This is a genomic window from Maricaulis sp., assembly GCF_048269565.1.
In the GTDB taxonomy this organism is placed as follows: Bacteria; Pseudomonadota; Alphaproteobacteria; order Caulobacterales; family Maricaulaceae; genus Maricaulis.
The window spans coordinates 20588-32153 of the sequence record NZ_JBLXIK010000001.1 but is presented as its reverse complement, the minus strand read 5'-3'; the positions used below and the strand labels follow the sequence as shown (position 1 = coordinate 32153).

The 11566-nt window shown below is 64.6% G+C and carries 10 protein-coding genes; 5 read left to right on the top strand and 5 right to left on the bottom strand.

The features are described from left to right. The first annotated feature begins 252 nt into the window (after positions 1-252). Positions 253-2256: a S9 family peptidase gene (locus ACN0YL_RS00145; protein WP_417496622.1), complete on the top strand. Its 2004-nt coding sequence runs from the start codon at positions 253-255 to the stop codon at positions 2254-2256. Between the two features lie 13 nt (positions 2257-2269). On the opposite strand, the gene ACN0YL_RS00140 is transcribed toward ACN0YL_RS00145, so the two are convergent. After that, on the bottom strand, positions 2270-2899 hold the full coding sequence (locus tag ACN0YL_RS00140) for a glutathione S-transferase family protein (RefSeq protein WP_417496621.1): 630 nt from the start codon (positions 2897-2899) through the stop codon (positions 2270-2272). A 226-nt stretch (positions 2900-3125) separates the two neighbouring features. Here ACN0YL_RS00140 and ACN0YL_RS00135 point away from each other — a divergent pair, with 226 nt between their 5' ends. From ACN0YL_RS00135 to ACN0YL_RS00120, 4 genes are all read left to right on the top strand, one after another. After that, positions 3126-4040, top strand: a complete 915-nt coding sequence (locus ACN0YL_RS00135; protein ID WP_417496620.1) for a hypothetical protein — start codon at positions 3126-3128, stop codon at positions 4038-4040. A 60-nt stretch (positions 4041-4100) separates the two neighbouring features. After that, entirely contained in the window at positions 4101-4889 is a 789-nt protein-coding gene (locus tag ACN0YL_RS00130; RefSeq protein WP_417496619.1) for a hypothetical protein, read from the top strand. Positions 4890-5934: 1045 nt separating this feature from the next. After that, positions 5935-6261 carry a hypothetical protein gene (locus tag ACN0YL_RS00125; RefSeq protein WP_417496618.1) on the top strand — a complete coding sequence of 109 codons (327 nt, stop codon included), beginning with the start codon at positions 5935-5937 and terminating at the stop codon, positions 6259-6261. A gap of 70 nt (positions 6262-6331) precedes the next feature. Further along, a complete protein-coding gene (locus ACN0YL_RS00120; RefSeq protein ID WP_417496617.1) occupies positions 6332-7003 on the top strand; it encodes a glutathione S-transferase family protein in 672 nt (223 codons plus the stop codon). A 9-nt stretch (positions 7004-7012) separates the two neighbouring features. On the opposite strand, the gene ACN0YL_RS00115 is transcribed toward ACN0YL_RS00120, so the two are convergent. The 4 genes from ACN0YL_RS00115 to ACN0YL_RS00100 form a co-directional block, all read right to left on the bottom strand. After that, complete coding sequence (locus ACN0YL_RS00115) at positions 7013-7306, bottom strand: type II toxin-antitoxin system RelE/ParE family toxin (RefSeq protein ID WP_417496616.1); 294 nt, start codon at positions 7304-7306, stop codon at positions 7013-7015. Continuing rightward, a complete protein-coding gene (locus ACN0YL_RS00110; RefSeq protein WP_417491805.1) occupies positions 7293-7550 on the bottom strand; it encodes a type II toxin-antitoxin system ParD family antitoxin in 258 nt (85 codons plus the stop codon). The genes ACN0YL_RS00115 and ACN0YL_RS00110 overlap by 14 nt, the downstream gene beginning before the upstream one ends. A 77-nt stretch (positions 7551-7627) precedes the next feature. Continuing rightward, a complete protein-coding gene (locus ACN0YL_RS00105; protein ID WP_417496615.1) occupies positions 7628-9352 on the bottom strand; it encodes an NfrA family protein in 1725 nt (574 codons plus the stop codon). A gap of 18 nt (positions 9353-9370) precedes the next feature. Beyond that, entirely contained in the window at positions 9371-11566 is a 2196-nt protein-coding gene (locus ACN0YL_RS00100; RefSeq protein ID WP_417496614.1) for a glycosyl transferase family protein, read from the bottom strand.

Genomic DNA, 11566 nt, shown 5'->3' with positions numbered 1-11566 from the left:
GCCCTGCGGAAACATTGGGGGAGTTTGGGCCTGAGGTGAAGCGAAAAAGCGGAACAAATGCAGAGCTTCGCCGCAATTCGTACCCAAAACTCGAATTTAAACCAGACTGTTGCAGAGTCGTCACATTCCAGGCACGGAATTGTGGCTTGGCCTGTGCGGCAAAAACGGTTCTGATACAGCCATCGTCACGGGAGGTTGATTGTGTTGAAGAGTCTTCTGGCCGCACTCGCGTGCGCAATATCCACACCGGCATTGGCCCAATCTCCCCTGCCGCTGCAACCCGTTGACGTGTTTTCCCTCGAAGCCGCGTCCGATCCCCGGATCGCGCCCGATGGCGCCCTGATCGCCTATGTCCGGCGCTCCAACGACATCACAACCGACCAGACCCGGTCGGCGATCTGGCTGATCGGTCCGGATGGCAGCGATCACCGCGCCCTCGCCCCTGAAGCCGGCTCGACACACACGCCGCGCTGGTCTCCGGACGGTCGCCGGCTCGCCTATATCAAGGCCGATGATGACGTTGCCAGCATCCGGATCCGCACCCTGGCCACCGGCGCCGACCAGGAAATTGTCCAGCTGCGCGGTGGCGGAGCCGGGCTGAGCTGGTCGCCGGACGGGACACGCCTGGCCTATGCCGGCTTTGTCGGACGGGCCGCCATCCCCGCCGCCGCCCTGCCGGCGCAGGATGAGGATATGGACTGGGCCGCCGGCGCCCGGGTCGAGGACCGGCTGACCTTCCGCTTCGACGGCGTCGGCGAGCTGCCGCTCGGCCGGCAACAGATATTCATCGTCGACATCGCCGATGGCGAGCCGGTGGCCGTGACCTCCGATGAGCTCGGAGCCAGCGGCGATCTGGCCTGGTCGGCCGACGGCCAGTCGCTGCTGTTTGCGGCCGACCGGCGCGAGAACAATGCCACCCTGGCGCCGGACAGCGAGATTTTCCGCGTCGGCCTCGGCGATGATGCACAGCCACAGCCCCTGACCGGCCGCGAGGGCCCCGACATGGCGCCGCGCCCGTCACCGGACGGCAGCCTGCTCGCCTATCTCGGCTATGACGATCACCGCATGGGCTATGACAATATGCGCCTTTACCTGGCCAATGCCGATGGCAGCGCGGCGCGCGTCCTCACCGAAGCGCTCGACCGCTCCGTCGGCAATCCGCAATGGAGCGCCGATGGCGAGGCGATCTATGTCCAGTATGAGGATCATGGCGAGACCCTGATCGCCCGGGTCAGCCTCGATGGCGCGATCGAACCGGTCGCCCGCGGCCTTGGCGGCGCGGAAATGGGACGCCCCTATACCGGCGGCGACTTCACGATCGCCGGCAATGGCCGCATCGCCGCCACCATGAGCACGCCGCAACGCCCGGCAGAGCTGGTGACCGCCACGGCCGGTGAGCCCCTGCACGCCATCACCGAGCTGAATGACGATGTCCTCGCTGACCGCACCCTCTCCGACGCCGAGACCGTGCACTGGGCCTCGCCCTTCGACGGACGCGAAATCGAGGGCTGGGTGCTCTACCCGCCCGATTTCGATCCGGCGGGGCAATACCCGCTGATCCTGGAAATCCATGGCGGCCCCTTCACCGCCTACGGCCCGTCCTTCTCGGCGGAACTCCAGCTGATGGCGGCGGCCGGCTATGTCGTCATCTATACCAATCCACGCGGTTCAACGAGCTATGGCTATGATTTCGCCAACCTGATCCATCACGACTATCCCGGCCATGACTATGACGATCTGATGGGCGCGGTCGACATGATGCTGGAGCGCGGCTTCATCGATCCCGAGCGGCTCTTCGTCACCGGCGGCTCGGGCGGCGGCGTGCTGACGGCCTGGATCATCGGTTCCACCGACCGGTTTGCGGCCGCGGCCGTGGTCAAGCCGGTGATCAACTGGGCCAGCTTCGTGCTCTATTCCGACCTGCCCCAGTATTTCTACCGCTACTGGTTCGCCAGTGCGCCGTGGGAGGATCCCGGTGAGTACTGGCGCCGCTCGCCGCTCTCGCTGGTCGGCAATGTCGAGACCCCGACCCTGATGATGGTCGGCGGTGCCGATGTCCGCACCCCGCGCGGCGAAACCGAACAATATTACTCGGCCCTGCGCCTGCGCGGCGTGCCCAGCCGGCTGGTGGTGATCCCCGATTCCTTCCACGGAATCGCCAATTCACGCCCCAGCCGCCTGCTGACCAAGGTCGCCGAAATCCTGCGCTGGTTCGAGGCCTATGACCCGGCGCAAGAGGCTGAGGCGGCGCAGTGATCGCGGCGCAGCGCTAGAGGGCAGCACTCGGCCGTTTGGAGATCGCCTCGCGCCAATTGGCCAGGTGAGTCAGTTCCGGGCCGGGCTTGAGCTTCACCCAGGCGGCGAAGTCGACGAAGGCATAACCGGCAATATCGGCGGCGCTGAACGCGTCGCCGGCGAGATAATTTGCCTCGGCCAGACGCTGGTCCATCACGGTGAGGAAGGCGGCAGCGCGCTGGCGCCCGCGCTCGGCCAGGGCCGGGATCTGCTCATAGCGATCAGGGCCGGTGATCGCCGAATCCTTGAAGAATTCCGATGTGTTGCGCAGGGCTTCGGCGGCGCCCATGAAGCCTTCCCACTCGACCCGGGCCAGCCATTCGGCGACCAGCGCCTTCTCGACCGGCGTGCGGCCCAGCAGCGGCGGCTCGGGCCGGATCTCCTCGAGATAGCGCGCGATCGAGGCGTTGTCGCACAGCACCGTGCCGTCATCGAGCGCCAGCGCGGGGACGGTACAGCGTGGATTGACCACGCGGTAGGCCTCGTCGAACTGGGCCCTGGCGCCGAGATCAATCTGGATGGTCTCGATCTCCAGCCCCTTCTCCGCAATGAACATCCGGGCCCGGCGCGGGCTGGGGGCGGCCTTGTAATCATAGAATTTCATTGCGGATATCGTCCCTTGTCCAAATTTGTGACGGGCGTTCAGCCTGCGGCGAGCCTCTCGAGTGCCGGCCGAAACTGCCTCCTCGCCCCCCTCGCCGCAAGGGGTGTTCGGCGCAGACCCGCCGCAATTGATCCTCAAATAGCCGGTTTGTGCCCCATTGGCTGCCACAATTGACCATTAACCATGATGTCAGTGCCAAACCGGCGCGAAGAAGAAGGGGGAGGCCATGCCCTTAGACAACCGAACAGATCCCGGTTTCGGGAGACTCACCGATCTGCCGCCTGATCTCGCGGAATTCCGCGATGTCCGCTCGCCGGCGGAGATGATCCAGCTCGGCCGCACCATCGCGCTCGCTTCGGCACGCCATGAGGATTTGCTCAAATTCCGCCGCACCTGGGGCGGCGCCGTTGACGATCAGGAGCTGGTCGGCGAGTCCGCGATCAAGCCGATCGACCGGGCCGCGATCTACCCCAAATCCCATATCCTGCATTTTTCGGTTCTCGCCTCGCTGGTGCTGTTTGAAGGCTTGGCGAATGCCTATTTCTTCTCGACCGGCTCTGATCTCGGTCTGCTGGGCGGCTGGCTGCAGGCCATCACCGTCTCCTTCACCAATGTGATCGCCGCCTTCTTCCTGGTCGGCTTTCTCGGCCTGCGCCACATGTCGAACCCGCACAAGAAGGTTCACCGCGGCCTTGCCGCGATCGGCACGCTCGTCGGTGTCGCGACCCTGCTGGCGCTGAATCTGAGCGCGGCCCATTTCCGCGATCTGCTGGAATTCAACGCCGCAACCCTGGCCATGGGCGCCGGCGATGTCACCGGCCTGGTCCTGACGCCGGTCAGCGCCGCCATGTCGAACCCGCTTGGCATCGAGACCCTCGAAGCCCTGCTGCTGCTGGTGCTCGGCACCACATTCGCGATCATCGCCGCCTTCAAGGGCCGCACCTTCGATGACGCCATCCCCGGCTATGGCGGTGTCTCCCGCCGGCTCGAGGCGGCCGCCACCGATCTGGAAAAGGCGCTCGAGGCGGGCTGGAAAGATGCCAAGAAGCTGAGCCAGCACGAGCTCGAGCAATTGGTCGAGGCCAAGGAATTGCACGACGAGATCTGCCGCGATCTGGCGGGGCCGGGCAACCAGCGCTAGAGTGACCATCGAGGCGGGCCCCATCCGGGTCCGCCGCACACAAAGTGGCGGGGGCCCCCAATGACCGGACGCGATGCACTGGGAATATTCAATCTGCTGATAGTCGCCGCGGTTCTGGGCGCAATCAGCTACGCCGCCTTCGTGCTCAAACCGCCGGTCTATGACAGCCAGACCCTGTGCCTGGCCGGCGCCATCCCGCCGCACCGCGTCGTGGTGATCGACAAGACCGACCTCTATTCCCCCGAGCAGGCCCAGGCGATCGGCGCCCTGATCCTCAACCAGCGCGACCAGCTCGCGGTCGGCGAACGCCTCTCGCTCTACGAGCTCAACGAGAGCGGCCAGCTGCGCAATACCAACAGTTTCTCGCTGTGCAATCCGGGCGCCGGCGAGCAGGTCAATCCGCTTTACCGCAATCCTGACCGGGTGCAGGCACGCTATGACGCCCTGTTTGCCGAGCCGCTGGCCCGCGCCCTCGCCGACCTCGTCGAGCCCAAGGACGCCCCCAACAGCCCGATCATCGAAGCGCTGGCCCGCCTCGGCCAGGACCCGGCCTTTGACCGCAGCGTCCCCGAGCGGCGCATCGTGCTGGTCTCCGACATGCTGCAGAATTCGGAAATCTACACCGTCTATCGCCGCCGTCTCGGCAGCCTGGAAAACCGCGTCCCCGAGCCGGCGATTGTCGCCGATGCGATCCGCGAGACCTATGGCGACAGCCTGCGCGGCGTCCGCCTCGATATCCGCCTTATCCCGCGCGGCCAGTGGGAGGCCGAACAACACGGCCCGCTGATGCAATACTGGGACACGGTCTTCGCCATGCTCGGCGTCCAGGTGAGCTGGAACGAGCTTTAGGCCGCGGCCGCCAGATACGGGCCGGGAAAATGGGCGCCTGTCACCATTTATTTTCCCGAAGCGGCGCTTCGCCCCCCATTTGCAGCCAAACCCCCACGTCAAACAATGCGTTGTCATCCCTGACCGATGCCCGGACGCGTCAGCGATCCGGGCGTAGATCAGGGACCCAGACGCCCGACGGTTGAGATTCCGGGGTCGGGGCGGCGGATTCTTGATCGTCCATCGTGAATGAATTCGCGATGGTGGTTCTGGGTCCCTGATCTGCACCCCGCCTTCGTGGGGCATCCGTCAGGGATGACAAAGGATTGGATTTATTGGAAAATCAGCAGCGACTGGGAGAGAAGAACCTACCCCTCCCTATCCCCTCACCCGGCCATTCCATCATCCCAAAAAACGGGGACACTCACCTTTAAATTTGATGGTAGGCCTGTCCATTCCGGTGCTTGGAAACTTAAAATGGTGTGCGTTCCCGTTTATTCTTCGGCCACAACCCGACCTGAAAACCATGCCGGGATCCGGCCAGACTGGAGTTGAGGCGTCAAGGGTGAAACCGCGAAGCGGCGCTTCGCGCCCTTGACGTCTCAACTCCAGTCTGGCGCCCTGCTTGGCAAGGATTTCAGGGATCGCGCTGCCCGAAGCGGGCCAGGGCGGAAAATCAATGAAAGAAATGAAGTTGACGGATTGGGGTCAGAATAATTGTGTCTGTCCCGATTGTTTCAAACCTCATCGTCATCCCAGCACAGGCTGGGACCCAGATTCACGCATTGCGCTGCCAAGTCTGGCGCCTGATCCCACTCCGGCCTGGCTCTACGAGACTGGGTCCCAGCCTGCGCTGGGATGACGCTTGTCGGGGGCGTTCGGAGTTTCCCGCAGCCTGCGGCGGGGAAGAAAGCGTTGGCGAGGCGCTGCCCGCCACCCTTGAGCGGCAATCGCTTTTCCACAGGCCAGCACCGCGGCTCATAGCTTATGCATTTCCGCGAGCACGAAACGCTCCCACTGTATGTTGTGGCATCGGGCCACTGACACGCAACTGGTTGAGGTTTCCATGGCCGCGCCTGCCCTACTCGACGATGCCGACCTGATCTGGTCGCACGAGCCGCACAACCCGGTCCTCGACCAGGATATCTTGAGCTTCTGCGTGCGCTCGCCGCATCTGGTCGAACTGGCTTTCACCCTGGCCGATCATGGCCATACCCATGTCGGCCATGTGGTGCGGCTGACCGAATTCACCCTCACTGACCTGGCCAATGGCGACCCGTCGCTGGCGCGTGACCTGCAGCTGCGCCTGCAGAAATGCGGCCTCGACACGGGCATGGCGCTGGAGGGCTGGACGGCGCCGTCCGGCGAGGTGGCGGCGGAGGCGCTGGACTGAGAAGGCATTGCGTTTGCGAGCAGTTCGCGTATTGCCTTGGGCAGCGTTCGCAACCGGCAGGGGCTGTCCGATGATCATTGTCCACCATCTCAATAATTCGCGCTCGCAGCGCATCCTCTGGCTGCTCGAGGAATTGGGGCTCGACTACGAGATCCGGAAATACATGCGCGATGAAGCCACGATGCGCGCGCCCGCCGATCTCAAGGCCGTGCATCCGCTCGGCAAATCGCCGGTCATCACCGATGGCGATATCACCGTGGCTGAATCCGGCGCGATCATCGAATACCTGGTCGACACCTATGGCCCGGCTCTCAAGCCGGCGGCCGGCACCGAGGCGCATCGCCGCTATGTCTACTGGCTGCATTTCTCCGAGGGCTCGCTGATGCCGCCCCTGTTGATGAAATTGCTGATGAACCAGATCAAATCCGCCCCGGCGCCCTTCTTCGTCAAGCCGATCGCCAGACAAATCGCCAAGCGCGTCGAGGACCGTTTCATCGGCCCGGAACTGACCAGTCTCTTCGCCTGGATCGAAGCCGAGCTCACCGCGAATGAATGGTTCGCCGGCGATGCGTTTTCCGGCGCCGACATCCAGATGAGCTTCCCGCTCGAAGCGGCCGCCGCGCGCGGTGGCCTCGACTCGTCGCAGGTGAAGATCCAGGCCTGGGTCGACCGCATCCACGCCCGCCCGGCCTATCAGCGCGCGCTGGAGCGCGGCGGCGAGTACGGGATTGTCGGGAATTAGGCGCAGCCTTCACAGGTGCCGCCCTGGATCCTGCCGCTGGCCAAGGATGCGCAGAATCTGCAAATCGCCGTCATCGAGCCGGATATAATAGATTGAATGACTGGCCTGCTCGAACCGCCGCAGGCCGGGCGCGATGTGTCCGTAATCATGGCCGAGGCCGGGATAGTCGGCCAGCAGCGCGAAACGCGCGAACAGCGCGTCAAAATACGCGCCCGCCCGCTCCGGTCCGAAAGTCAGAATCGAGTATTCATAGATCGCCTCGACATCGGCCTCGGCCCTGATGGTGAGCCTATAGCCGGCCATCGGCCTTCAACCGGTTCTCGACCCGCGCCTTGATATCGGCGGGTGTGCTGTCGCCGATCCCGCTCTGCAGGCTTTCCTGCACGATATCACGCAGCTGGTTCTCGGCGGCATGGCGTTCCTGATCGCGGCGGATCAGATCACGCATATACTCGCTGTCATTGGCGTAATGGCCCGACTGGATCCGCGTCTTGATCCAGCTTTCCATCGCGTCGGGGATCGTGATCGTCTTGCGCATCATGGTCATGGGTGCGGCTCCTCCCGGGTGAGATTAGCCCAGGCCCGGTATGACCACAATCATACCATGAGCATACCGCCCCTGCCCTAAAAGCTGAACACCACCCGCGCCATCAGCGCATCATCGCCGCTGCCCTCGACGTCGAACAGGTATTCAACGTCGAAATCGACGCGGCGGCGATAGGCGTGGTGGTCATCCTCGCCGAACCAGTGCGAGACCGAGACGCCCGGGCCGGCTTCGAAGCGGTCCTGGCTGCCATAGATGTCGTCGGAATACTGGGCGACGGCCGTGACATAGGGCGTGACCGTCCAGCCTTCGGCGGTGCGGAACCGGCGGCCCTGGCGCACTTGCGCATAGGCGCCGAAATACTCGTTATCGCCGGGGATATAGGCGAGGTCGGCATAGACGCTGGTATAATTCCAGCTTGAGGCCTCCGGCTGCCAGTCATAGCCATCGGTCCAGCCATAGCTGGCGCGCAGCAGCCAATCGTCGCGCGCGGTGTCGCCGAGCGCGATGAGGCGTTCGCCGGAGAGGCTGAAGTCGACCGACTGGAAGGGTTTCCAGCGCGCACCGAGCCCGAGCTGGGCGCTGTCTTCATCAATGCTGAAGGCCCCGGGATCCATGCCGACATAGCCGCGCGCAAAGGCGGTGATGCCGGCGCCGTTCTCATACAGGCCTTCAGGGCGCCAGCTGAACTCGGCGCCGAGCGAGGAATAGGTGATGCTGTCCTGCAGCCCGCCCGAGAGCGAGACGCCCTCATTGCGGTAGCTGGCATAGGCAAAGCCGGAGGTGCGGCTTTCCAGCGCGGTGACTTCGCGGCGCAGCCGGTAGAGCCGCTCGGCATGGGCCGCCTCGCCGCCATCGGCGCGCAGCCGGTCGATGACGCCGATGAAGGCGGCGCCGGCCGCGTCCTGCTGGCCGGCATCCTTGAGGGCGTAGGCCTGGTCTTCGCGAATGCCGAGATTGTCCGGCTGCACGGCGATGACCTCACCGAAATGCTGAGCCGCCTCGTCATTCTCGCCGATCGAGCGCAGGGCATAGGCCAGCGACAGGCGGAGATCGGTATTGCCCGGATCGCGGGCGAGCACGGTGCGGAATTCGCCGATCGCGGCGCGCGGCTCATTGGCGGCCTGCAACATCAGGCCATGGTCAAACCGGCGCCAGGTCTGGTCGTCAATCGCGATGGCGCGCGCCATGTATTGCGCCGCCATCTCCGGCTGGCTCTCGCGCAGCACCTGGGCCTGTTCGTCATAATACTGCGCCAGGGCGACACCCTCGAACTCACCGGGACGCACCTGCCACAGGCGTGACTGGGCGTCGCCGGTGCGGCCGCTGAGACGGGCCGCACGGGCGGCCTGCAATTTGTCGGACGGCGCATCGGAGAGCTGGGCGGCATAGTCCCAGCCGATCAGGGAGCGGTCCCAGTCGCCCTGCGCCTCGGCCTGATAGCCTAGCGAGCGCAGCGCGAAGAGCTGCCCTTCCGTGTCGAGCTGGTCGCGGCGGCGCACCGCCTCCCACAGATCCGCGACGGCGCGGGCGCTGTCGCCGGCCTCAATGGCGCAATTGGCGGCGTCGAGATAATCGCTCGCGCGCGAGAGCACCGAGCCGAGCTCTTCCCAGATCGGCATCGCCTCGGCGCAGCGCCCTTGCGCGTTGAGCTGGTAGGCATGGGCGCGGGCCGAGGCAATCTCCTCGGGCGTCAGATCGGCACCGGCGGTCGTCACCCAGCCGAGCGCTGCGGCGGAAGCGCCGAGCAGCATGGCGGTGCGGGTAAAACGGGCGCGGCGGCGGGGTTTGGCGGGGACAGACATGGGTTTATTCCTTTCCACTCAGGACGCGGAGGCGTCGAGGGCGAGTTCCGGTTGACTGTCGACGAGGATTTTCCAATCCGCATCCGACACTATGCCCGATTCCCGGGCGATCTTGATAAAGTGATAGGGCGCTTCGGACCCGGCGCTGACGCGGCGGATGCCCATCCAGATCGCGGCGATCTGTTCATCCGTGGCCAGGTCCAGACGCTTGAGCACGCGCGCGGCACGCAGATCGGCCTCCAGCGGCGACCGGTCCCAGCCATAGCGCAGCCCGAAGGTGACATCGCTGGCCGGCGCGATCGCAAAGCTGATCGCCGGTTTCAGCGCCGCGCGCAGCTCGGCCTCGGCGGCCTCGTCGAGCGGTTCGGCGACAGCCAGGTTGAGCCCGGCCTTGCCCTGCCCCAGCGGGAAGACACCGAATTTGCGCGCCAGCCCGGCATCGACCAGTTCGCGGATCTCGTCCTCGACCAGCAGCGGATCAAAGGCCGCGACCGGATAGCGCGAGACCTCGCTCCAGGCGGTGGCGATTTCCTCTTCGGTCGCGTGGCCGGCCCTGACCAGAACCGTCGCCAGCCCGATGCCGGCGGCACTGGCCTCGGCCTCGGCGGCGACCAGGGTGGCGTCATTGACGATGCCGTAGAATTTGAGCGCGTCGCCGAGCGTATTGCCCTGGCCACTGATCTCCGCCATCGAGGGATAGGCGTGCATCGTCTTGTCCCAAGTGATGCGTTCACCGGTGATCATGTGGACCGCAAAGCGGCGCGCGGCGCGCATCGAGGCGAGGAAGCCGACATAATTGCCGACCACCATGCGCACCGGCGACAGGATGGCGTGTTTGAGCCCGTGCGCCGAGGCGGTGAAGATGACGCGGTGGACGACGCGGTTGACCAGGAAAAGGAAGTTGATCAGCACCAGCGTCCATACCCAGCTGTTATGGTCGATCAGCGGCGGCAGGGTGCCGACCGAGGGCACCAGCTTGGTGACGATCCAGTACAGCGCCCACTGGAACACGATGCCATAGGCCAGCATGCCGGTCGGCGCGGTCCAGATCGCCTTGCGGTCGCGATAGAGGAAATAACGGTGTGAAAACGGGCCGATCCAGCCCAGCTGTTTCCAGCCGAGATAGGAAATGCCCAGCATCCAGCGCGATTTCTGCTTCACCGAGACCGACAGGTCGTCCGGGAAATATTCGCGCGTGCCGACCAGTTCGCGGCGATAAATGGTGCGCATGCCGCTGCCATGCTTGCGCTTGATCTCGCCAACGGGAACCTTGGCCCAGAAGCGCACGAATTCCGATTTGAGACCGGCCTGGAACAGGCGGTGGCCGACATCATAGTCTTCCGTCAGGCTGTCGGTATTGAAGGGCTGGTTGTCGCGCTCCTGGCACAACAGCTCGATGCACCAGCGCGAGAACGAGGTCGCGACACCGGCCGAGGGCACCAGGCGCGTCATCGCCGAGCGCGCGATCAGATCCTTGCCATGCCATTCGGCGAACTCGTCCATATAGTGACACGGCACCAGCTCATTCCATTTGCGCGGCATCGAGAGCACCGGCAATTGCACCATGTCGGAGCGGTCGAGGTAGGCATTGACCACCTTGAAGGACAGCGGGTGGATGACGTCCTCGGAATCCTGCATCGCGAAGGCGTCGTAATGCACGCCCATCTTCTTCTCATGCGCGAAGATGTTCTGGATCATCCAGTTGAGGCAGTCGGCCTTCGAGGTCGGGCCGGGATGGCCGACCATGGCGCGCACAACCTGCTTGTGCTGGCGCGCGATGCGGTCGACTTCCGCGATGGTGTCGGGGTCATTGGGGTAGCAGCCGACGAAAATATCGTAATTGCTGTATTCCAGCGAGGTCAGCGTATTCATCAGCATGCGCGCGATGACATCGCTTTCCTGCCAGGCCGGCACCATGATGGCGAGACGCTTTTCCGGCGCTTCCATGATCGTCTTGGTCGTGGGCACGAAGCGGAAGGGCCGCGTCAGAACGCGCTGGCCCTGCAGCACCCAGAAATACAGGTCGAGGAAGGCGTCATCCGTCGAGGAGATGAAGATGGCGATGGCGGCATAGATCGTCGCCCAGCTCAGTCCCGTCCAGTAGAGGCGCGCCATGGTCGCGCCATCCAGCCCCGTCACCCAGCTGGCCGTCGCCGTCCAGGCACTGGCGCCGAATGTCTGTATTGCCGCTAATATCTCGCCCCAGCCCTCCAT